The following is a 22,558-nucleotide window of genomic DNA, read 5'->3' as shown; positions in this document are numbered from 1 at the left end:
AACAAGTTAGTTTTGAGATAGTTTTTCTTCGGACTGATAATTTGCCAGCTCATGCCGTACTGCCATTTTAACCCAGGCACGCAAATCTTCAGAAAGCTGAGCCATATGCTCACCCAAAAACTCATCAATCTGAACTGATAAATTATGGGTCAGCCGAGCTTCAAGCTCATCAAAGTTTGGCGATTGGATAACTTTAACTTCATCGTCATCTTTCAGTGATATTGTCTCGATGGTATGAATCAAGCGATTGGTCTGTGTGTTGCTATTTTTGTGCATTTCTTGGGTAATAGCAGCATTAAAATCTGCGTGCCGAAAACAAAAATCCTTAACCAAAAGCTCATTATCCAGTAAATTGATAATATCATCTAATTCCTGATAAATCACTGTGCGAGCCTTAAAAGGCGTGGCAAGCCAGCGTTTGGCAAAGTTGATACTGGGTGAAAAATTAGCCATCTGAAACCTTTTTAAATTTTTAATCGTTGGACTGTATTTTTATTGATCTGATGAATAAATTAATAAAAATGACACATTCAAAATCATTGCTTTAGGCTATTGTAGTTCAAAATGCATTGCCATGCAATGCAGGCTATCTATTTGGCAAATTTTTGTTGCATGGCATCTGTTTGCACAATATCAAAGCCTGTTTTGGTTGGATTTTCTATCACAAACATCGCCATCAGACCTTGAGCATTAGCAAGTGCCAACGCTTCGGTATAAGGCAGTGCTGTTAATGCCGTCGCCCAAGCATCTGCCAATGCAACTGTATCATGTAGCACGGTGACACTGGGTGCATTATTTGCCACAGGCCATCCTGTTACTGGGTTGATGGTATGACTAAAACGCACCCCATCATATTCTATTGAATTGCGGTAACCGCCTGAAGTTGCCAAATGCATCGGCTCACCGATTGGTTGGGTTAAGGTGGTGAGTACGGTTCGATTTTTGACGCCGCTATCAATAATGGGTGCATCGATACCAAGCGTCCAAGGATCGCCTTTATCATTAACGCCCAAAGTTGCTACCTCGCCACCAATTTCTATCATATAATTGACCACGCCATAATCGTGATGTAATGTATTAGCAATCACATCTACCGCATAGCCTTTAGCAATGGCAGAAAAATCAAGCCCTACGCCGTCAATGGATTTACTAAGCTTCTGCTCGTTGAGTGTGACTTTATCAAGCCCAACCCATTGCTTAGCCTTGGCAATGTCATCTTCTGTTGGTGGTGATTGTAAACGCTCAATGCTCATCTGACCACCAAACCCCCAAAGCTGAACCAAAGGATATACTGTTGGGTCAAACGCCCGATGGGATAATTGATAGACGGTTTGGCTATCAGTCAATACCTGAATAAAATCATCATCAATAACAAGATCTGTCTTTGCAGGCAGGCGATTAAAGCGGCTGATGGTGCTGTTTTCTTGGTAAGTAGACATACTGTCATTGATCGCTTGCAAACGCTCATCAATAGCAGCTTGGATACTTGCTGCATCACTTAAATGATCTGCATATTCAAAACGGATATGATAGCTTGTACCCATGGTTTCGCCACTAACGGTTTGATAGGTCGATTGCTGGCTACAAGCCGTCAGCATGGCGGCCGTCATAATAACAATAGGAGCGTTTTGCATGGTATATCTCTTTTAAAATCAGTTAAGCGGCGGTTAAATAGATCGGTTTTACGCTATGTTAAAACTTTTTGCCAAGTACAAAAGCGAAATTGAAATCCGCTTTTATCACAATAAAAAGTCTTAGTTTCATCTGTTTTTATGAACTTTTCATCAATATCAGGATAAAATGCATCCCCTTCAATGACCGTATCAACTTCAGTAATCTCAAGCACATCCGCCATCTCTAGGCTTTGATGATAAATATCGCCACCGCCGATGATAAAGATTTTATTCTGCTGTTTTGCATGTGCATAAGCTTTGGCAAGTAAAATGGCATCTTGTAGTGAATGAGCCGTCACCGCACCTTCATAGTCAATGGGTTGTCTTGTAATAACAATGTGCGTACGATTGGGCAATAAATTCGGCAAAGATTCAAAAGTCTTGCGTCCCATGACAATCACACCACCATGAGTGATACGCTTAAAATGCTGCAAATCATCAGGAATATGCCAAAGTAGCTGGTTATCTTTTCCAATCGCACGATTTTGGCTCATGGCAACCACATGCACAAGTTGAATATTCTCCATCATACGGCCACTGGTGCTTTAATCGCTGGATGAGCCTGATAATCTGTGATTTGAATATCATCAAAACCAAACTCAAAAATACTCCGAACTTTGGGATTTAATCGCAATGAACAAAGTGGCAATGGCTCACGGCTAAGCTGTAATTTCACTTGCTCAAAATGGTTTTGATAAAGATGCGTATCACCACCTGTCCATATAAATTCCCCAACATCCAAATGACATACCTGAGCCACCATATGAGTTAACAAAGCATAACTGGCAATATTAAAAGGTACGCCCAAAAAAACATCGGCACTGCGTTGATATAACTGGCAAGATAATTTGCCTTGACTGACAAAAAATTGAAATAATGTATGGCACGGTGGCAATGCAACCTCGGCAGCCTCTGTAGGATTCCAGCCTGAGACGATCAGTCGGCGTGAGTTTGGATTGGTATTAATCTCATTGATCAGCCAAGCGATCTGGTCAAAACCATCATCATGATAACTGCCATCGCTTTTTTTGCTTGCACCAAAATTACGCCATTGATGACCATAAATAGGACCAAGCTCGCCCTCAGCTCTGCCAAAACGAGCTGTTTGTTCTGCTGTTGCCCACTCATTCCAAATTGTCACCTGATTATCGGTCAAATAGCTTGTATTGGTTTCACCCTTTAAAAACCATAAAAGCTCATGAATGATGGACTTCATATGTACTTTTTTGGTCGTCAGTAATGGAAAACCTTCTGCCAAATTAAAACGCATCTGGTAACCAAACACCGAACGCGTGCCTGTACCTGTGCGGTCTTGTTTATCAGTGCCATGGTTTAAAATATGTTGTAATAATTCAAGATATTGCTTCATTTTATTTTATTCCAGTCATAGATTTGTTTTTGATACGCCATCACCATTAAAACCACACCTGCAATAATCATTGGCAAACTATACAGCTGCCCTTTGCTCATCCAACCAAAAATCAGTGCATAGCCTACATCAGGTTGGCGGAAAAATTCTGTGATAAATCGGCTTAGCCCATAAACCAATAAAAAAACTGCTGAGACGGCATAGCGGGGTCTTGGTTTGGCACTAAACCACCAAAGCACCACAAATAATAATATCCCTTCGGTTGCTGCTTGATAAAGCTGCGAAGGATGGCGTGGCAAAAGCAAATAACCTCCGATATTAGCAGTAATATCTTGTAAAGCTGGGTTGGCCTGAATCATCTCAAAATCTACACGGGCAGCCTGCGGGAAATACATCAAATGTGACACATCAGCGTATGAGATTCGTCCCCAAAGCTCGCCATTGATGAAATTCCCAATTCGCCCAAAAAATAAGCCTGTTGGTACACAGGGTGCGATAAAATCCAGTACCGTAAAGGGTGCTTTTTTATATTTATGTGCAAAATACCACATGGCAAGCAACACGCCCACAAATCCACCATGAAAACTCATGCCCCCTTCCCATACTCGAAAAAGATATAAAGGGTTAGCAATCAGCTCACCAAAATTGTATAAAAGTACATAGCCAATACGGCCACCTAAAATCACACCCACTGAACCAAAAAAAACCAAATCCGAAACCATCTCAGGGGTAAAATCTGTTCGGGATTTGGTACGCACCCATGCCAAAAAATAGGCCACCACAAAAGCAAATAAGTACATCAAACCATACCAATGCAGCTCTATCATGCCCAAGTCTAAAGCAACAGGGTTAATCTGTGGGTGAACGATTGCCATATCTATCCATACTCAATAATAAATGATTCTATTATAGCTGATTTTTGGTAATTTGCTCAATGATGCCTTGAAAATATCTTGATTTAAGGCATAAAAGAATATCATGACCATCATATCAAGTTATTTAAAATACGAAAAATCCCCAAAAGACAAATGCTTTTGGGGATAGTTAAGTTGATGGTCATTCAGTGAACGATTGGGTTACATCATACCGCCCATACCACCCATACCACCCATACCACCTGCTGGCATTGGTGCTTCTGGTGCTGGTTTATCGGTAATCATCACCTCAGTGGTCAACATCAAACCTGCGACAGAAGCAGCATGTTCTAATGCTGAACGGGTTACTTTGGCAGGATCTAAAATACCCATTTCAAGCATATCGCCATACTCACCTGATGCAGCATTATAACCGTAGTTACCAGAGCCATTTTTAACTTCATTAACAATTACAGAAGCCTCATCACCTGCGTTACTGACGATTTGGCGAAGTGGTGCTTCCATCGCACGGCGTAGGATATTGATGCCTGCATTTTGGTCTTCATTATCACCTTTTAGGTCGCTTAGTGCAGACAAAGCACGCACAAGTGCAACACCACCACCAGGCACAACACCCTCTTCAACAGCAGCACGGGTAGCGTGAAGTGCATCGTCTACACGGTCTTTTTTCTCTTTCATCTCAGTTTCAGTTGCCGCACCCACCTTGATGACTGCAACACCGCCTGATAGTTTTGCCACACGCTCTTGAAGTTTTTCTTTGTCGTAGTCAGAAGTTGATTCTTCAACCTGACGACGAATTGACTCTACACGCGCCTCAATGCTGGCTTTATCACCTGCACCATCAACAATGACGGTGTTTTCTTTACCAATGGTTACTTTTTTGGCAGTACCCAAATGCTCAATCTCAGCAGTCTCAAGGCTTAAGCCCACTTCTTCTGAGATAACCACGCCACCTGTTAAAATTGCAATGTCTTGAAGCATGGCTTTACGGCGATCACCAAAACCTGGCGCTTTAACCGCACAAGTTTTTAATCCGCCACGCAAAGTATTGACAACCAATGTTGCCAATGCTTCATTTTCAACATCTTCAGCAATGATTAATAGCGGACGGCTGGTTTGCATCACTTTTTCAAGTAAAGGCACAATCTCACGAATATTTGAGATTTTTTTATCAACCAAAAGAATAAATGGATTGTCAAATTCACAAGTCAAGCTGTCTTGTTTATTGGCAAAGTAAGGGCTGATATAGCCACGGTCAAACTGCATGCCCTCAACTACTTCAAGCGCATCTTCAAAACCTGAACCCTCTTCAACTGTGATAACGCCTTGTTTGCCAACTGTTTCCATTGCCTTGGAGATAAGCTCACCAATGGTAGCATCTGAGTTTGCTGAAATTGAGCCAACTTGAGCAATCGCTTTATGGTCATTGGCAGGTGTTGAGATGGCACGAATTTCTTCAACAGCGGCGCGTACGGCTTTATCAATACCACGCTTTAGATCCATTGGATTCATGCCTGCAGCAACCGTTTTCATGCCCTCAACCAAGATGGCTTGAGCAAGTACTGTTGCGGTTGTTGTTCCATCGCCTGCCACATCATTGGTCTTAGAAGCAACTTCACGCACCAATTGTGCACCCATGTTTTCAAATTTATCTTCAAGTTCAATCTCTTTGGCAACTGACACGCCATCTTTGGTGATGGTCGGTGCGCCAAATGATTTATCAATCACCACATTGCGACCTTTTGGACCTAGGGTAACTTTGACAGCATCCGCCAAAATGTTAACACCATCAATCATTTTTTCGCGGGCATTTGAGCCAAAACTTACATCTTTTGCCATTATTTACTCCGATTTTTTGATTTTCAGTTTATGAATTTAAGATAATTAAATATAAGAATGAATGAGAATTTAATTTTTTAGACCAACTTTGTTAACATGGTCTAAAGTAAACCAAACTCTGACAATTAAGCCTCAAGTACACCTAAGACATCACTTTCTTTTAAAATTAATAGCTCTTCACCATCAACTTTGACTGTTTGACCTGAATATTGACCAAACAACACCACATCACCGACTGCAACATCCAATGGGCGAACCTCGCCATTCTCACGCACTAAACCATTACCTGCGGCAATCACCTCGCCTTGTTGCGGTTTTTCGGCAGCCGAACCTGGTAGTAAAATACCGCCAGCTGTTTTTTGTTCTTCTTCGGTACGACGAACAACGATGCGGTCATGCAATGGACGAATTTTCATAATGACTCCGTTAATCAATTTACTAAGAGGAAAATTAAAAAGTTGTGATTGCTTTTTGGAGTCGCAGTGATAAATTTCAAGCCATTTTTTTAATTTTTTTATTTCATAATGATTGACCATCAAAAATCCCAACTAGTATGCCATTAATTTTTATTAGCCGTAAGATATATTAACCGTAAGATAATTCGCCAAATTTGTTGATAAAATATGATGAATGCCCTATTATCTTATGTCTATGGTCTTTTATGTGTATCATCCAAGATGATGAATTAAATTTATCTGTCAAGCAGGTACAAAACAGATGTGTTTAAGATGTCATCAATCCTTGGTAGATATTTTGGAGCAAATTTTGAGAAAAAACTTAACGGCGGTTTTAATAATGACTTTAGGCGGATTGTCAGCGACAGCGATGGCAGCAGATTTAACAGGCTATTTGGCGACTTATCGTGTCAGTGCTGATGGCAAAACAGGCACAGCCACACGCACACTCACCAAAACTGGCAACAATTATCGCTATACTGTCAATGCTCGAGCGGCAGGGATTGCAACCTTAAGCCAAGAAGCCCGTTTTAGCCTTGTTAATGGTAATATTATCCCACAATCTTCAATGATGTCTGCACGCATTTTGGGCATTGGTAATACTCACAGTGTACGCTTTAATCGTGCCAATAAATCAGCAGTCAGCACTTATAAAGGCAAAACTGTTACTTTAGCCATGCCAAAGCCAGCTTATGATGATTTAAGTTTGGAGACACAAATTCGCCAAGAGCTGATTAATGGCAAATTTAATGGTTCATATCAACTTGTCAAGCGTGACCAAATAGAGACGACCAAATTTCGTCGTGCTGGCCATGGTAAAATTACTGTACCTGCAGGAACTTATGATACGGTACGCATTGACCGTATCCACGATGACCAAAACCGTGCAACCAGCTTTTGGTTAGCACCAAGCTTAAATTATCTGCCTGTCAAGGTCAGCCAAACTGCTGATGGTAAAGTGATATTCATGGAGCTTACCAAGATCAATTAAGGCAACAAACCATAACAGTCATTGACGGTCTGTTGGATGCACCTAGTATTAACACCTTAATCATCTGTGATTGATATTGATGGCAATTTACCATTTTAATCCATTTTTTGCATAAAAACTGGCAAACTCTTATTTGAAAAATGCAACAACCTGACTTTTTAATGGGTATTTTTATGTTTTATGACAAATACCAAAATAAGCATGCTGTAAATTTTATTTTGGGTGGGTGTGCTTAGTATGCATGGCAGGCAGACGCTTTAATAAGATGAGCAATTGGCTATTGATAGTAAGTAGCAACAAAAACTCGATTAATTCGGCTGCTGCAACTGCCTTTGGCGATTGTTCGTAAATACGAAGTAATGTCAATACACCTGATGCACCCAAATAAATTAACATAATCATACTAACCCACATGAGTGCATAAGGTGATTTTCCTTGATGTATCGTCGGGGCAAATATCACAGCTGGCACCAGTACCAAACTTTGAACGCCCATACCTGCCCACAGTGAGGCATCTGTGGTTAGGCTCACAGCAACAGGATATCCCACCAAAGTCATAAAAATCCAAGCATACCAAGTAATACGCAAAGCTTGATGTACAGGTTTGATGGGCTTAATGCGTCTGAGTGCTTGTGATTGTTTCATAAGCTGTCTGCTTGCAACTGTTTGACCAGTGTCGCCAAACGCACACCTTGAGCGATGGCAAGAGCTTGTTCATCTACGGTCATGACATGCTGATGCTTAACACCTGAGACATGGCTGGCACCATACGGTGTTCCGCCACGGACTGTCACCGATAGCTCAGGGTGAGCGTAGGGCAATCCCATCAAAAGCATACCATGATGCAACAGTGGCATCATCATTGTTAACAGTGTGCTTTCTTGACCGCCGTGCATTGAACCTGAAGTTGTAAAAACACAAGCAGGCTTACCTTGCAAATCCCCTGCAAGCCAAATTGAAACGGTATTATCCCAAAAATACTTCAAACTTGCTGACATATTTCCAAAATGTGTCGGACTGCCCATTGCCAATCCCGAGCATGCTCTTAGATCATCTGCTGTACAATACAAATCACCCTCATCAGGGATGGCAGGATGCGACTGTTCACTGACAGCTGACACCTTGGGCACTCGGCGAATCATTGCCCTAAGACCAGCATCATGAACGCCTTGGGCAATCAGATAGGCCAAATTTTTGGTAGCATCTTGGTTGGTGTCATACAATACCAAAATATAAGGTATCTTCATAAATTATCCATCATTTTGATTCATCGCTTAAAAAACAGGTAAATTGATGACCACATTATAGCAATATTATTAGGGCGTGTTGAACATTTATAGCACAATTTATCGCTTAGATGGCTTATAACAATAAACCGATGATTATTGTATAAAAAATGTCTAAATCTCATCTGATATTCAAGATTTTTTATCTATCTAAAACTTTGATACATAATTGTACAAAACTTTGTCTGTAATATGTCGCAATATTTGTTACACTAATGCGATATTTAGTGATAAATATTTGACTTGGATATTATGACAAATTTTTTAAACAAACTCCCCTTTGCTCATCATGCTTGGTTTATGTACTTACGCTTACTTGTTCGCCATTTTATTGATGACGATACTCAGCAAAAAGCCGCCAGTCTCACTTATACCACATTACTTGCCTTAGTTCCGATATTAACGGTGGTGTTGGTGATTTTTTCAAGCGTGCCTGCACTTGAGGGTTTGCGTGAACAAGTTCAACAAACCATCTCTGCCAATTTATTCCCGACTGCCAGTGAGCAAGTAGCAGGATATATTCGTTCTTTTGCTGAAAAATCTAGTAATTTAGGACTTGTGGGGGTAGCAGGTTTATTTGTTACCGCAATCATGACCTTAAATACCATTGAGTATGCTTTTAATAAGATTTGGCGTGTCCAAGAACGCTCAGGCGGTGCTGCCAGCATTATACGCTACTGGACAATCATCACTTTAGGCCCGGTGATTTTGGGTGTGGCATTTGGTGCCTCAAGTGCTATCCAAAGTATGGACTTTTTAAATCGTCAAATTGCAGGTTATGGCATTGATTGGGGTATTTGGGCATATTTGGTTTCTTTGGCATTGATGACTTGTGGCTTTATTTTATTATATTGGTTCATCCCCAAAGCCCAAGTTCCCATAAAAAATGCTGCCATCGCAGGCATTGTTACTGCCATTTTATTTGAAAGTATCAAGCAGGTTTTTGGTACTGTGATGACCAATTTTACCAGCTATGAAGCCATCTATGGTGCGTTTGCCGCCCTACCAATTTTCTTATTGTGGCTATATATTTCTTGGAATTTGATTCTTTTAGGCGTTCAAATCAGTTATACATTGACCATTTTTGATACCAAAGAGGTACCCGTTCGCCATCCGTTATTAAGCCTTTTAGATATGCTTAATTTAACATATAAGCGCTATCAAAATGGTGAAGCTGTCAGCGAAGATGAACTTCGTGGCATGCTGGGTCGCAAAGAGCTGCCCAAATGGAGTATGTATTTAGACCAACTTGTCAGTAATGATTTTATTACCGAAACCAAAAATAATGAATATATCTTAAAAACCGACCTAAGAACCATCAATTTTTGGAAATTTTATAAAAGCTTGCCTTATCCATTGCCGATTCGTCATGAGCTTGATCAACTAGAATCTGCAGATTATGATCCATGGTTTATTGAATTGTATCATCACTTAGATAAGGTTGAAGATGCTGCCATCAAAGAGCTGGATGTAACTTTGGCAGAATTGTTTGAAACTACACCCTTGAGAGAAAAACAAGAAATTGTACGCATTGTCTCTGAAAATACCGATGAGCTTGGCGAGAGCAAAGGCTTTGATGATAATGCTCGTCGCACGATTGATGAGTCAGGAAATGTTGTCATCATTCCAGATGGCAAAGCTTCATTTACCGAAAGTAAACTGACCAAAGTATTACGCTTACTAAAAAAAGCATATCACTTCTTTGGCAAAAACAAGAAACATATCAATGACATCAGACGAATGATAGGCAAATGACTGTTTATTCATGACACCGTAAATCACCCCAGCCGTCTGCTTGGGTGATTTTTCTTTTGGTTTTATGTTGGTTTGGCACTTAATATCATATAACACTGTATCATGCCATTTGAGATATCAAATAACTTGTTGTATGTTGTCAGTGAGCATTGGTGCGGTAATCCTGTGTGTGGCTGTGTGTAAATGTGTGTGAAATTGTATGATACAACATGATTTTATATAATATAATAAGCAATAAAAAAGCCTTGATTTACAAGGCTTTTATGATGATTTATGGCGCTTAAAAATACTTAATGATTTTTGATGATTGTTAAAATGGTGGAGATGGCGTCATCTTAACAAATATCATAAGCTATTGATTTATAAATAGTTATCAAAAAATAAACCTGATAGAGATACAAATAGAGATACAAAAAACAAGGTGCTATAACTTGGCAATTACCCCAAAAAATCCCAGTTTTATAACGGATACACCCCCTATAGGGTTTTGACCACGCAAATAAAGCTTGGGACGGTGAGTTCCTAGCATTAGCCAATTTCACTTTTAAACCACCCCTATAGGCTTATAGATGGTCTGAATATTTTTTCACCTAATTCATCCCATATATTACCAATCTATCATCAGAATTATGATTATTTTGGTGAAATTACACCAACAAATCCCCGCTTTTAATATATGCCAAAAAGTTTTATATAACATATTGGCATTTTTGAGATTATCCAGCTAGTAAAAGCCATATATTACCAATCTTACCATTTTGGAAAGTTTTTCCAAAAATATTCAAAAAAGGCGGAAAAAAACGGAGATTTTTTCCCCCAAATGAAATTTTTTTATGCACGAGAGGGGGCGTGGTGTCCGCTGGGTTGTTATCTGAAACTTTTTAGCACCCCCCAGCCATCCCAACAATCAAAAGTAATTTTATCGTATGACTGGTTAGGAATTGATGGTTAATGTGTATCTTGTAATACATTTGCCTATTTTAACCCTGTTAAGCTTTGCTTGGCTGTGTCGGCTGGTCTTATTCAATACTAGATAGCATGGATAAGGTGCATGGATAGCCTTGATGGATAGCGTTGGCATAATGATGGGCGGTGCTGGCTATCTAGCCATTAGCCAAAAACAACATAAAGTTATAAAAACCTAGGAAAATGGGGAAAATGGGAAAATGACACTAGCAAAGCTATATATAGCAAGGCTTTCCCTATTTTCCCCTATTTTGGGCAAATAGGAAAATGGGGAAAATAAGGGGAAAATGGGCAGTTATCACGCCTGCCATATCGCTACCAATGGCATGATGGCTAGGCTTGGCTTGCTGGCAGTGCTGGTTACTTGGTGATGCCATTGCCTAGGACTGGCGGTGTGCTAGGCGGTCATCAAGGCAGACTATTTAGCATTGGCATGGTGATGGCTGGTATTAATGCTGGTACTGGCATAATGCCACCAATGGCATGATGGCTAGGCTTGGCAATATGCTAGGCGGTCATCAAGGCAGACTATTTAACATTGGTATGGTGATGGCTGGCGATATACTAGCAACCGCCACGCCTGCCATTTGCCCAGCACCAAAAACAACATAAAGTTATAAAAACCTAGGAAAATGGGGAAAATGGGAAAATGACACTAGCAAAGCTATATATAGCAAGGCTTTCCCTATTTTCCCCTATTTTGGGCAAATAGGAAAATGGGGAAAATAAGGGGAAAATGGGTGATTATCACGCCTGCCATGATGCCACCAATGGCATGATGATGGGCATTGGCATAATGATGGGCGGTGCTGGCGGTAGCATGGTAAAAATAAAGCCCCCTACATTGTATGCAAGGGCTTTGGATGGTGGGATTGTGCTTAGGCGGTTAATAACTTAGGGTTAATCTCAATAAATCTACAATCATCTTGATAAGCTATTCGGATATGCTGTTTTTCTAGCAAATAATCTATTGCTAAATCAAAAACCACCTTTTGTCTAAGTACTTTTGGGCTAATGGTACTTTGCACTTCAGAATAACCAAAGCTGGATTTTTTGTGCATCTTAGCACGCTTAATAAGCCAATCTATTAATAGCTCTGCATCACCTTTGTTGTCGTCCACAATATCACAATATTTCAAGCGTTCTGCAATAGAAAAATCCACCAGCTTACTAGCCTTGATAATATGGTCTTTGCTTACCGTCTTTTCACCTTGGAATAATGCCAGCAGGCAAGCAATACGGGCGGTATTTTCGCCCATACGCCCAGCAAATGCAGGGATTTGGGCGTATGGTTCGCCAGTGCGTTGCTTGTTTTCTACATCTTGCATATAGTCCGCTAAGGCTTGCTTTGCATTTTGGTCTTTAAATGGCATATTTTCACGCTTGGCAGGCTTACCAATAAGTAAATCCCTGCATTTTTGATAATACTTCACCAATTGCCAATCTTGGCTTGGGCTGGCGGTCATCCGTTCGGGCGTGTTATATTTTCTGTAGCCTTGGAAACTCTTTGGGCAAGCCAGTAACGCCCTAGGTAAAAAGCCTTGATTAATTAATACTGGGTCTGTCATAGCTGGTTCTAATATTACCCGTTGCCCCATAACATCCAGCGTTAGGCGTGCATCATAGGCATTTGTTCTATCTTGCCCAGTTTTGCCCCTTTGACTTCTAATTTTACTAACTGGGCTACCATCCCAAAGCTTAGTTAGGCTTGAAATGCTACTACCAGCGGTATCAGATTTCATACTATATCCATTAAAAAATTGCCCAGCTTCATCCGTATTCCAATAAACATCCTTTTGTTCATCCAAAATAAACTTATCTGTAACCGCCTCTATCGTGCCATCTGATACCATGTAAGTGTGGCTTTTTGGCTTTGGGTTATTGGCTTTTTCTTTTGGTGGCTGGCGTTCCCAGTCATTGAGTACTGCCAAATAGTTTAAATAGTTTTCTTTTTCCCATTCTGCCAATTCATAATTAGCCAATTTGGTCGCCTGTGATTTACCTTGACCACTGGGAAATTCGGTGATTAAAAACAAGCTGGCAGGGATATGGGTGTTTAAAAATGGGGCGTTTGCCATACGCTGACCAATGGCAGATAACACGCCAAGCACACTTTGACCAGCTACCGCCAAGGGGACTTGTGCATAATAGGCGATTTGGGTTATTACACCCGCTAATTCACTGCCAAAGCTATCAAGTGGATAATCATTTTCTTTGTGGTATTTGTCATCTAACGGCGACGGTTCGCCCCATGGTTCATCCTGTTTTGATGCAGGCGTGGCGGTTGCTGGCTGGTTGTTTTGTGCTGTTTTGGCTGTGCTGGTGGCGTGTGATAGCTGGCTTAGGTGGTCATTATCCAGCATTGGCAAAGCCTGTAATTTAGCTTGCATGGTAGCAAAATCGCACTCTTGCATATAATCGACAATATCGCCTTTTTCTACCAAGCCCAGCTTATCTACATCAACAATATGGATTGTGGGCGGTGGTGATAATACTTGTAAGGCTTGAATAAAAGTACCCAGCCATGAAATACCAGCGTTATCATTATCACGCCATAATATGCATTTTTTACCTGCCAAGGGCTGTAAATCGTGGGTGATAATGGTGTTGCTACCGCCTGTTGTGGTGGCGGTGTAGCCCAAATTATCCATCAAATCCGCTTTTTGCTCACCTTCAAAAATCCATACGCTTTGTGCTTGGCTAAGCTTATGCAAGTAATACAAGGGCTTTTGGTTGAGCGTAAAAACGGGTTCGCCCATTTTCCACTGATTATCCATATCAAAAAAGAATGGGCGGATATGTTTTTTACCTTGTGCATTTTTTAGGCGTGCTTTGGCGTAAATCGTACTCCCCTGTGTATCGGTGTATTGGTGAATGGTGATATCGTTAAAGCCTTGGTTTATCAGTTTGCCAAATAAGCCTTTGGCGATATTGGTTAGGTCGTTTAGATTGTACATTGTTGTTATTCCTAGTCATTCATCATCAAAATTAAAAGAGGCGGTTTTGGCTTGGCAGGCGTGATTAGCGGTATAAATCCAGCTCTTTGCACGCCTGCACAAAATCCACCCCAAAGCGTGCCATATAAAAGCCCACCATATCGCCACTGGCACCGCATACATGGCAGATATAGCCCCCATGGTCGGTATTGATGGATAAACTGGGGTGTCTGTCATCATGAAAAGGACAAACCGCCATACGCCATACGCCACCACCTTTCAGTGTTAGCCCATAAGTATGATAAAAATCTATCGGGCTTGGCAGGCGTGCCAAATCCGCTCTTTGACGCTGTTTTGGATGGGATTTGGCTGGGTTTTGGCGTGATGGCTGGTTATGGTTACCACCAATGCCAAAGCCTGCCTTATTTGCCCCTGTATTTGTGCTATTTTGGGCGGTTTTAGGGGCGGTGCTGGCTTGGCTGGTATCTTTGCCCTGCTGTTGCACCTTATGGGCGTAGCGTGGTTTTTTGGGCGTATGGCGGTGGCGGTTTGCTGGGTGGCGGTTGCCTGCCTGCTGGTGTTGGGTGAATGGGGCGGATTGCCCCATTACTGGATTTATGATGGCTGGTTTGTGGTTGGTCATGATTGCCCCTTATCGCTATTGATAAGTGAAATTTCTTGTTTTTCTAGCATTTCACGGCTTAGCATTTTGAGAAAAATCCTTATGATGGCTAGTGCCTTTTAGGTGTTCATTTAGCCTTTGTGCATCAGCATATGCAAAATCCGCTAAATACTCGCATTTAAAAAGCATGGTTTGGGCAAGGGCTGATTTTTGTTTGGGTTCAAGTTGGGCGGAAATGTTGTCATCTGCCAATATCCCAAGCAGTTCTTTTATTTGTTTCATTTCACTGCTAAGAAATAGCAATAAGCCTACAATATCCGCCATATCAAGGGATTTAATTTCAATGGTTTTGGGCGTTTGTGCCAGTGCGTTAATTTCGGTCATGCTACTGGTAGCGTGTGTGGTGTGGTGTGATTGAGTTTTCATAAAATATTCCTAATTTTGTAAAGTTTTATTGAATAAATACCGCTGATTTACCAAATTTTGGGTAATAAAGCCCTAGGCGGTGATATTGTTTAAAATAAAACCGCCTTTTGGTGTGCCTTAGCGTGGCATTTGCTCAATACTGATGGGTGTGGCTGGATAGTCCTTGGCGATAAGTTCCGCTAGGCTGACGGCTTGGCGTTGGCTATCAAAAAGCCGTTTAATGCCAAGCTTTGGGACGGATAAAATATAGCCCACTTGCTTAGGGTTAAGCTCCTTAACTAAGCGTGTGATTTTTGATAATCTTATATCCACCGTTGGATTAGCCTGTTTTAGCTGATAATACCGTTTTATGGCATCATATTCTTGGCTAAACAATTGCAAAATATCCAATTCCTTGCAATAGATTTCAAAATGCACCATCTTACCCCCCCATAATCGCTAAAATACCAATGACAAGGCAAGCAATAGGCAAGCCAAGGACAAAGCCTAAAACAAGGCTTTCTACTGGGGTAAAGATGGAAAATTTACTAATGGTGTTTGAAATGGTATGGGTGATTGCATTCATGGCGAACGCTCCTGTATTTTTAGTTAATTTAACCAACCACAAAAAGGGTTGGCAGGTCTCAACTACCGATACAAGACGGCTGAACTTATTTCCCAAAAAGGGTGTTGTATTAGGTTCTATCAACCCGCCATAAACTGTAAAATCAGAATATGACAACTTCACGCCCGTGGACTGTATGGGCGTAAAAATAGCCAATGTATGACGGCTTGGCTGTACCGCTTGTATTTTAGTAGTGGCGTTATTATCGCTATGCCAAGCAAAAAATTCAAGCGATTTTTGTAAAAATTGAGATAATTGCTTAAAAATAGTGAAATTCATGATATAATTACCTTGTCGTGGGGGTGGGGGACTGTTCCAGCAGTCCGCCACCGCCATGTTTTTCATCATCAGCCCTTGCCCAGTGCAAGGGTTTTTTATTGGCGTTTGCTGTGATAAGCGTGCATTAGGGCGGTTTTTATGCGTTTTTTGCCCTGTTGCAGGCGTGGGCGGTGTCTTTGTACCAGTTCACGCCTGCACCGCTTGTAATGGGCTTTTGCTATCGTCCAGTTTCTTTTAATTGCCAAATGGTATCCATACATTTTTGAGTTTTGACTTCATCAAGCTTGGTCATATTTTGTACCATGATGGTATGTAAAAATTCATCATGCAGGCTATTGATAAAGTAATAAGCTTTGGGGGATGGTCGGCGGCTGTGTAGCACTTGCAAGGCGTATAATTCCACCAAATCACGCCAGTAATAGTACTCCAAGCCCTGCCCCTTGCTGTCTGTATAGTATGGGCGGTAATATGATGGTAATTCTTTACAAGCTTTATCCCCAAAGATTTTTTTAATATCCTTTGCTATAAAGACAATAAAGCCATCACGATTTTTAAACACCCTTACAGAATGTTCATTAAAAAATAATGTTATAGGGTTTACTTTGATGGTTTGATTTGCCATGATTACCCCCTATTGGTCATTGGCTGGATTGGTGTTTTGGCTGGTATCCCATGGGCGGTTTTCGCTATTTTGATGCTGTTTGATATAGTCCACATCTAGGTAATAGCGTTTTAGGCGTTTGCCATTACTGGTAAAGAAATAATCGCCATAGATAGGTACGCCATAAATGCGTCTAAGTTCACCCAGTCGCTGGGTGGTGCATAGACACCCAAACAATTGCACACCATCAAGGGCGGTTAGGCTGTTGCCTTGTAGCAGGTATTCATACATTCGTTTGGTCGTGGCGGATAAGGCTTTTTTGTGCTTTTGGGTTAGTGGTGCTGGTTTCATGCGTTGCCCCCTTGTGCTTTATGCCAATCAATCAATGCTTGATAATCAAAATAAACAGATGATTGCATTTTATTACCTGTCTTATAAGGTCTAGGAAATGTTGGGTCATTCTCTACCAGCGTTCTAAGCTTTTCACGCCCAATGGCTAGTAGTTCACACGCTTGTTTTTTGGTTACTCTGATGGGTGTTAAGGTCATATATATCCCCCATTTGGTGATACTGGTTAAAGTCATGCCATGCTTGGCAGTGTGGGGATATGATACAAGGCAGGGTATGGGGTTATTCAATACCATAAGGGCTAATGGCATTGGCTAATGGCAAACAAATTAAACTCAAAAAACAAAAACCCTTGAATTTTCAAGGGCTTTTGATTGAATATTTCGTGATTTATGACAGTCTTTTAACTCCGCCTGTTTTTGCTTTGGCTGGGCGTGCTACTTGTTCTATTGCCTTTGCCCCTGCTCTTGACAAGTTGTAATGTTCCATAATCCATCTAATAACTATATCTTGTTTGGGTGGAATATTGTGTTCTTGGTAGTTTATCCAAAATTCTTGTATCACCGCATTTAAAGCATCAATAAAGGGCGTTGTATAGCTTGAATTTTCTACAGATAAGGCATAATTGGCAGGCGTGGCGGTTACTTGCTGGTCAATTTGGGCTTGTAATGCGTTAATTTCCCGCTCTTTTTGTTCCAACTGGTCTTTTAGGCTGACTATCTGTTGCTGGTTGGCTGTAATATGATTTCCTATGTATATCAAATCATTGTGCAAAATGGTTAAATCATCAATAGTTAGCCGAAAAGCTGGTACCAAATCATAAATACTGTTCCTCCCAATCGGGTTTTTTAGGCTTTCCACACTCTCAATATTTATCACATTTGGCAGACTTTTGATATTGGCAATTTTTTGGGTAATATCATCATCTAAATGCTTGTGATGGGTAAATGATGGGTGTATCTCAAAATCTGATAGAAAAAAATCAACATCCAAACCATCTTTTTTTAAAATGTCTTTAATAAAAGTATTGATATTATTGTTTTTATTTAAATCAGGGGGGATGGCAACACCACAAAAGCAATCGCCATTTACTTTGTATTCCAAAAAATCATACATGCCTTGCCCATCCAATTCTGTAAATCCTTTTAGTAAAATTTGCTGTAAATTTATTTTGTATAGCTGAAAAAATAAGCCTGCGTGGTAGGTAATGGGGTCTAATAATGCACTAAAAATACGCTCTATAGCATTCTCTATTTGGTGTTTTTCGGTTTCTGTTAGGCTATCATCAATAAAATTTGTATTATACCATGCAAGGGTGTGGCATCCGCTAAAATAAAAATAGGCAGGCGTGTCAAGTTCTGCTATTTTATGCAATAGCTTTTGAGTGTTAAAATTGACTGATGGATAATTTTCGTTGAGATAATCGCAAGCCTGTGATAAGTTATAAAACTCTTGCATATTCCACACCTAACCACACCAAAGATATATAGAGTGCATGGCGTTGGCGTTATGGTGTGGATGGTAACGCCTTTTTTGGTAGCTATCCTAGCCATGCAAACGGTTAAATTTAGCCTATTGGTTAATTATCTAATACCCACTGATTAAAAAATGGGTCATCAATTTCATATACGCCATTATCTTTTTTGAATATCAGCCCCTTTTTAGATAGCGAACGGATGGCGGATTGAATGGCAGGCGTGGTAATCTCTATACCTAGCTTTTCGCCCAGCCTATCTTTGGTGGCTTGGCTGTATGGCTGGTTTTCCCCCATAGCAATTAACACCAATACCGCTTGTTGTAAGGCGGTTAATTGGCGATAGGTGGGCAAATACTCATTAAATTGTGCTGTATCATCAATCAATAATTGCTTGGCATCATCTAGGCTTAGATTTGGATTAAGTGCCATTTTCTCTATCATAGCCCTAGCCATTTGGGGGCTTTTGTTCAATTCAATAAACGCTTGCCATAGTGCATCCTTATCAAGCTGGCGTTTGGTGGTATGATAAAATGTATCTGCCAAATGGTCAGTAAAAGCCTTTGGCAAGTCAGGAAAATCTACATTTTGCCCATAGTGAAAAAATGGGGCTTGGGCAGATGAAAACATTAGGCGTAAATTCTCACGGCTTGAACCTGTAAAAATTACCTTGATTTTATCTTTGTTGGTATCTAGGGCGGTTCTTAGGCTGGCTATAATTGGATAATATGCCACGCCTGCCAAGGCTTGAATTTCATCCAGTAGTAAAAGGGTGCGTTTGTTTTGCTTGGCAATGGCATTCAATGCGTGCAATACATCATCATGCTGTAAGTGCTGTAATTCAGCCTTAAATCCCTGTATTTCCACGCTAGATAGCTGATTGATGGCTTTGCCTATCTTGCCTTGTCCAAAGGCTGTAAGCTCATAAATAAAGCGTTTTTGGGCTTGTTCGCCACTGTCTAAAAAGCTGAAATAAAATACTTGATAATCTTGTTCAATGGCTAAAGGCTTAATATCTTTTAGTAAAAATTCGGTCTTACCTTTCCGCCTTGGTGCGAAAAAGGTTAAGGCGTGCGATAAATTGGAATTAAACAAGCCCATGACCTGTTGGGCTAGTTCAGCTCTTGGATAGTGCCAAATATCTTGCATGGGGATTATCCTATTTTGTAGTTTGTTTTAGATTATAGCAATCTAATTAGATGATGACAATCTATAATAATCTACAATCCTCCACCTATTTCCCCAAATCCAGCCCAAAACGCCAAAAAACCGTCCATTTTCCCCTTATTTTCCCCATTTTCCTATTTGCCCAAAATAGGGGAAAATAGGGAAAGCCTTGCTATATATAGCTTTGCTAGTGTCATTTTCCCATTTTCCCCATTTTCCTAGGTTTTTATAACTTTATGTTGTTTTTGGCTAATGGTTGGATAGTCAGCACCGCCCATCATTATGCCAATGCTATCCATGCACCTTATCCATGCTATCTAGTATTAACCGCCCAAGCCTAGCACTGCCAGCAAGCCAAGCCTAGCCATCATGCCATTGGTAGCGATATGGCAGGCGTGATAATTGCCCATTTTCCCCATTTTCCTATTTGCCCAAAATAGGGGAAAATAGGGAAAGCCTTGCTATATATAGCTTTGCTAGTGTCATTTTCCCATTTTCCCCATTTTCCTAGGTTTTTATAACTTTATGTTGTTTTTGGTGCTGGTATGTCTTTATGTGATTGTGTGCCGACACGCCAAGCGAATAAGCTAAATTTAATGGGTGGGCGGTTGCAGGTTTGGATTTGCTGGGGTTGTTTTAGTACTGGGCAAATGGCAGGCGTGGCGTTTGTTATCTAAATGGGCGGATTTATGGCGATTTATTTTATTTGATAAAATGCTTTTTTAATTTCCCCTTTCCTTATTATATATATCTGAAATATTATTAAGATATTCTATATTATATATATTATATATTATTATTTATTAGTCTAATAAGCCTAAAAACAATCCGCCTATGATACAACATGGGCGGATTTATTCATTCTATGACTTTTTATAATTTAGTTATCATTAGCCTTTACAAGACCATCCAGCCAATCGCTGTACCATTGATTGATGATTTTTCTATCATGCAGATATTCCGCCTTGTTATAAACACCTGCCACACCTTGCACCTTGTGGGCTAATGCAAACTCAATAACACGCCCATCAAATTTCTTACCGTTTTCATCTGTATAGTTGTTTAACTTGGTACTAGCAACATGGCGAAAACCGTGCAAGGTTTGCACACCATGATAACCAAGGCGATTTAAAGCCACCCTAAACCGCTGATGGGCGTTTTTGCGGTCTTTGGCACGGCTGGGGAATAGATGAGTATCAAAGCCAGTCAAGCTATGTAATTGTTGTAATAGGGCAAGTGCCTGTTCGGATAGTGGCACAACATGGGGACGACGCTTTTTCATGCGGTGTGCTGGAATTTCCCAAATACCTTTATCAAAATCAATTTCCGCCCATTCGCCATCTAGCACTTCATTTGGGCGTAAAAATAAATGGCTAAGCAATTGCACTCCTAAGCGAGTAATTTAGCTGGGAATGGTTTTGATATCTAATAATAGCTTGTGTAAGTCTTGTTCGCTGACATGGGCAAGCTGTTTGGGTTCGTGTTTTTCTAGGCGTTCGTGCAAGTGTTCTAATGGGTTAAATTCCACCCCTGCCAATTCTTGAGTAAGAGCAAAGCGATAGATGCGACTACACACCTGCAAAGCTCTATTGGCGGTTTCAATGATGGGTTTTCCTGTTTGGGGATTTGGTGTTTCTTGTAGTTTTCTAAAAAAGGTAAGCCATACTTGGCGAGATATATCACCAATGGCTTTTTTACCCATTATTGGAAAAATGTGTTTTTCAAGTAGGCTTAGATATTTGGATTTTGTGCCATCATCCAGCTTTTGAATACTGGGTTCATTGTACCATTCCAAAGCCACACTTTTAAAAGTTTGGGCGGTAGGAGGTGCAGGTATTGCAGTTAATTCATCCAAGCCAAGTGCCAAATCTGCAAATTTTTCTTGTACCAGCTTTCTAGCCATTGCCCCAGTAACGGCAGGATAAGCACCCAGCCCATGCCACCGCCATTTTCCTTTAGCATCCTTATAACGCATTTTCCAAGACTTCGCCCCAGTGGGTTTGACAAACAAATAAAGTCCTTTGCTGTCTTTTTCGCTATATTCTTTTAACTCTGGTTCTAAATTGGCAATGACTGTATCAGATAGGGGGCGTTTTTTAATACTGGTTCTTTTCATTCTTGTATCTCTAAATTTTGCTAACTTGTATCTCTGAAAAGTAAACTAGGATTTGGGATAAACTGTTTTGTATCTCTATTTTTGTGAACATAAAGAGATACAAATAGAGATACAAAAATGATTATATTATAGGGGGTAATAGGTGGCAATATAAGGCAATGAAAAAACCCTAAGCCTTTGATTTACTTAGGGTTTATGTTAATGTGTGGTTATGCTTGGTAATGGGTATGGTGGAGATGGCGGGAGTCGAACCCGCGTCCGCCAGTACTACATCTATGAATCTACATGCTTAGATTCTGTCTATGGCTTTAATCCGCACCGAACCGACAGTCAGGATGGATTGGACGATTTGCTAAGAATTTCGCCAAAATCATCGCAACGCTAATTTTGGCTATCCTTTGTGCATTCGCATCTAGGAGAGCAACCAAACCAAAGGCAATTTGTGCCGTCCTAAGCAGCCCTTAAGCTGCTAGTGCGTAAGTTTCGTCGTTTGCGACTATTTTAAATGTATGTTGATTTACAAGAGTCACACGCTCTTGACATGCATCATTAGGTTTCGCTACCAGCGTCGAAGCCAGAACATCCCCATGATTTTACTATAACAATTTTAAACCTAATTGTCAAGCATCTGATTGTTTTGCTATCTATCAAACTATCAACTAATTTTTGCCGTTAAACCATAAGATTTAGCTATGTTATACAAAATATAGATGTTATAAAAAATAGCTGAAAATTACAAATTCTGGTATTGTTAAAAAACAATACCCAAGTTAAAA

26 protein-coding genes and 1 other RNA gene are annotated in these 22,558 nt (G+C 40.5%); 4 read left to right on the top strand and 23 right to left on the bottom strand.

All coding sequences use genetic code 11. The features are described 5' to 3' along the window. Nucleotides 1-6 precede the first annotated feature (6 nt). The 7 genes from HMPREF2573_RS08100 to HMPREF2573_RS08070 all read right to left on the bottom strand — a co-directional run bounded on the left by HMPREF2573_RS08100 (nucleotide 7) and on the right by HMPREF2573_RS08070 (nucleotide 6,175). Nucleotides 7-453 carry a hypothetical protein gene (locus tag HMPREF2573_RS08100; protein WP_003657735.1) on the bottom strand — a complete coding sequence of 149 codons (447 nt, stop codon included), beginning with the start codon at nucleotides 451-453 and terminating at the stop codon, nucleotides 7-9. A 137-nt stretch (nucleotides 454-590) separates the two neighbouring features. Next, nucleotides 591-1,634, bottom strand: coding sequence for an FAD:protein FMN transferase (locus tag HMPREF2573_RS08095; protein WP_003666682.1), 1,044 nt, complete (start codon nucleotides 1,632-1,634; stop codon nucleotides 591-593). 53 nt (nucleotides 1,635-1,687) lie between these two features. Beyond that, on the bottom strand, nucleotides 1,688-2,203 hold the full coding sequence (locus tag HMPREF2573_RS08090) for a dihydrofolate reductase (RefSeq protein ID WP_036336055.1): 516 nt from the start codon (nucleotides 2,201-2,203) through the stop codon (nucleotides 1,688-1,690). Continuing rightward, nucleotides 2,200-3,042, bottom strand: coding sequence for a thymidylate synthase (locus HMPREF2573_RS08085; RefSeq protein WP_003657731.1), 843 nt, complete (start codon nucleotides 3,040-3,042; stop codon nucleotides 2,200-2,202). Before HMPREF2573_RS08085 ends, HMPREF2573_RS08090 begins: the two co-directional genes overlap by 4 nt. Further along, a complete protein-coding gene (gene lgt / locus HMPREF2573_RS08080; RefSeq protein WP_003657730.1) occupies nucleotides 3,039-3,917 on the bottom strand; it encodes a prolipoprotein diacylglyceryl transferase in 879 nt (292 codons plus the stop codon). Before lgt ends, HMPREF2573_RS08085 begins: the two co-directional genes overlap by 4 nt. A gap of 201 nt (nucleotides 3,918-4,118) precedes the next feature. Next, nucleotides 4,119-5,759, bottom strand: coding sequence for a chaperonin GroEL (gene groL, locus HMPREF2573_RS08075; protein WP_036336057.1), 1,641 nt, complete (start codon nucleotides 5,757-5,759; stop codon nucleotides 4,119-4,121). A 122-nt stretch (nucleotides 5,760-5,881) separates the two neighbouring features. Further along, nucleotides 5,882-6,175, bottom strand: coding sequence for a co-chaperone GroES (locus tag HMPREF2573_RS08070; protein WP_196758387.1), 294 nt, complete (start codon nucleotides 6,173-6,175; stop codon nucleotides 5,882-5,884). Between the two features lie 376 nt (nucleotides 6,176-6,551). Between HMPREF2573_RS08070 and HMPREF2573_RS08065 the strand changes: the two genes are divergently transcribed. Beyond that, the gene (locus tag HMPREF2573_RS08065) at nucleotides 6,552-7,202 is read left to right on the top strand and encodes a DUF3108 domain-containing protein (RefSeq protein ID WP_003657727.1); all 651 of its coding nucleotides are present in this window, start codon (nucleotides 6,552-6,554) and stop codon (nucleotides 7,200-7,202) included. 213 nt (nucleotides 7,203-7,415) lie between these two features. Here the strand turns inward: HMPREF2573_RS08065 and HMPREF2573_RS08060 are convergent, their stop codons facing one another. Both HMPREF2573_RS08060 and wrbA read right to left on the bottom strand, forming a co-directional pair. Further along, the gene (locus tag HMPREF2573_RS08060; RefSeq protein ID WP_003657726.1) at nucleotides 7,416-7,847 is read right to left on the bottom strand and encodes a hypothetical protein; all 432 of its coding nucleotides are present in this window, start codon (nucleotides 7,845-7,847) and stop codon (nucleotides 7,416-7,418) included. Continuing rightward, the gene (wrbA, locus tag HMPREF2573_RS08055) at nucleotides 7,844-8,449 is read right to left on the bottom strand and encodes an NAD(P)H:quinone oxidoreductase (protein WP_003657725.1); all 606 of its coding nucleotides are present in this window, start codon (nucleotides 8,447-8,449) and stop codon (nucleotides 7,844-7,846) included. The genes HMPREF2573_RS08060 and wrbA overlap by 4 nt, the downstream gene beginning before the upstream one ends. Before the next feature lie 291 nt (nucleotides 8,450-8,740). On the opposite strand from wrbA, the gene HMPREF2573_RS08050 reads away from it, so the two are divergent. Both HMPREF2573_RS08050 and HMPREF2573_RS09375 read left to right on the top strand, forming a co-directional pair. After that, on the top strand, nucleotides 8,741-10,243 hold the full coding sequence (locus HMPREF2573_RS08050) for a YihY family inner membrane protein (RefSeq protein WP_003657724.1): 1,503 nt from the start codon (nucleotides 8,741-8,743) through the stop codon (nucleotides 10,241-10,243). 1,702 nt (nucleotides 10,244-11,945) lie between these two features. Continuing rightward, nucleotides 11,946-12,107, top strand: coding sequence for a hypothetical protein (locus tag HMPREF2573_RS09375; RefSeq protein WP_162489107.1), 162 nt, complete (start codon nucleotides 11,946-11,948; stop codon nucleotides 12,105-12,107). Here HMPREF2573_RS09375 and HMPREF2573_RS08045 read toward each other — a convergent pair. The 11 genes from HMPREF2573_RS08045 to HMPREF2573_RS08000 all read right to left on the bottom strand — a co-directional run bounded on the left by HMPREF2573_RS08045 (nucleotide 12,088) and on the right by HMPREF2573_RS08000 (nucleotide 19,648). After that, entirely contained in the window at nucleotides 12,088-14,166 is a 2,079-nt protein-coding gene (locus HMPREF2573_RS08045; RefSeq protein WP_003667219.1) for a DUF3987 domain-containing protein, read from the bottom strand. The two genes, HMPREF2573_RS09375 and HMPREF2573_RS08045, sit on opposite strands and share 20 nt — an antisense overlap. 64 nt (nucleotides 14,167-14,230) lie before the next feature. Beyond that, entirely contained in the window at nucleotides 14,231-14,788 is a 558-nt protein-coding gene (locus HMPREF2573_RS08040) for a CHC2 zinc finger domain-containing protein (protein WP_070473148.1), read from the bottom strand. A gap of 51 nt (nucleotides 14,789-14,839) precedes the next feature. Then, nucleotides 14,840-15,193, bottom strand: a complete 354-nt coding sequence (locus tag HMPREF2573_RS08035) for a hypothetical protein (protein ID WP_003667222.1) — start codon at nucleotides 15,191-15,193, stop codon at nucleotides 14,840-14,842. Between the two features lie 117 nt (nucleotides 15,194-15,310). After that, entirely contained in the window at nucleotides 15,311-15,613 is a 303-nt protein-coding gene (locus HMPREF2573_RS08030; protein ID WP_070473145.1) for a hypothetical protein, read from the bottom strand. Between the two features lies 1 nt (nucleotide 15,614). Further along, nucleotides 15,615-16,076, bottom strand: coding sequence for a hypothetical protein (locus HMPREF2573_RS08025; RefSeq protein ID WP_228141167.1), 462 nt, complete (start codon nucleotides 16,074-16,076; stop codon nucleotides 15,615-15,617). 95 nt (nucleotides 16,077-16,171) lie between these two features. Then, on the bottom strand, nucleotides 16,172-16,321 hold the full coding sequence (locus HMPREF2573_RS09450) for a hypothetical protein (protein WP_153232594.1): 150 nt from the start codon (nucleotides 16,319-16,321) through the stop codon (nucleotides 16,172-16,174). Continuing rightward, complete coding sequence (locus HMPREF2573_RS08020) at nucleotides 16,294-16,698, bottom strand: hypothetical protein (protein WP_070473139.1); 405 nt, start codon at nucleotides 16,696-16,698, stop codon at nucleotides 16,294-16,296. Before HMPREF2573_RS08020 ends, HMPREF2573_RS09450 begins: the two co-directional genes overlap by 28 nt. Before the next feature lie 9 nt (nucleotides 16,699-16,707). Beyond that, complete coding sequence (locus HMPREF2573_RS08015; protein WP_070473136.1) at nucleotides 16,708-17,028, bottom strand: hypothetical protein; 321 nt, start codon at nucleotides 17,026-17,028, stop codon at nucleotides 16,708-16,710. Then, nucleotides 17,025-17,261, bottom strand: coding sequence for a helix-turn-helix transcriptional regulator (locus HMPREF2573_RS08010; protein ID WP_003667228.1), 237 nt, complete (start codon nucleotides 17,259-17,261; stop codon nucleotides 17,025-17,027). Before HMPREF2573_RS08010 ends, HMPREF2573_RS08015 begins: the two co-directional genes overlap by 4 nt. 154 nt (nucleotides 17,262-17,415) lie before the next feature. Then, nucleotides 17,416-18,483: a hypothetical protein gene (locus HMPREF2573_RS08005; protein ID WP_064651434.1), complete on the bottom strand. Its 1,068-nt coding sequence runs from the start codon at nucleotides 18,481-18,483 to the stop codon at nucleotides 17,416-17,418. A gap of 121 nt (nucleotides 18,484-18,604) precedes the next feature. Continuing rightward, nucleotides 18,605-19,648: an ATP-binding protein gene (locus HMPREF2573_RS08000; protein WP_070473132.1), complete on the bottom strand. Its 1,044-nt coding sequence runs from the start codon at nucleotides 19,646-19,648 to the stop codon at nucleotides 18,605-18,607. Between the two features lie 563 nt (nucleotides 19,649-20,211). Between HMPREF2573_RS08000 and HMPREF2573_RS09765 the strand changes: the two genes are divergently transcribed. Further along, nucleotides 20,212-20,343, top strand: a complete 132-nt coding sequence (locus HMPREF2573_RS09765) for a hypothetical protein (RefSeq protein ID WP_255360640.1) — start codon at nucleotides 20,212-20,214, stop codon at nucleotides 20,341-20,343. Nucleotides 20,344-20,546: 203 nt separating this feature from the next. On the opposite strand, the gene HMPREF2573_RS09650 is transcribed toward HMPREF2573_RS09765, so the two are convergent. The 3 genes from HMPREF2573_RS09650 to ssrA all read right to left on the bottom strand — a co-directional run bounded on the left by HMPREF2573_RS09650 (nucleotide 20,547) and on the right by ssrA (nucleotide 22,369). Further along, entirely contained in the window at nucleotides 20,547-21,047 is a 501-nt protein-coding gene (locus tag HMPREF2573_RS09650; RefSeq protein WP_255360639.1) for a tyrosine-type recombinase/integrase, read from the bottom strand. Nucleotides 21,048-21,068: 21 nt separating this feature from the next. Beyond that, the gene (locus tag HMPREF2573_RS09645; protein WP_228141165.1) at nucleotides 21,069-21,782 is read right to left on the bottom strand and encodes a tyrosine-type recombinase/integrase; all 714 of its coding nucleotides are present in this window, start codon (nucleotides 21,780-21,782) and stop codon (nucleotides 21,069-21,071) included. Between the two features lie 228 nt (nucleotides 21,783-22,010). Beyond that, nucleotides 22,011-22,369: a transfer-messenger RNA gene (gene ssrA, locus HMPREF2573_RS07985) on the bottom strand. Nucleotides 22,370-22,558 lie beyond the last annotated feature (189 nt).

Origin of the sequence: Moraxella sp. HMSC061H09 (assembly GCF_001809255.1) — a bacterium.
GTDB classification, from domain to species: domain Bacteria; phylum Pseudomonadota; class Gammaproteobacteria; order Pseudomonadales; family Moraxellaceae; genus Moraxella; species Moraxella catarrhalis.
This window is presented reverse-complemented; position numbering and strand designations above follow the sequence as displayed.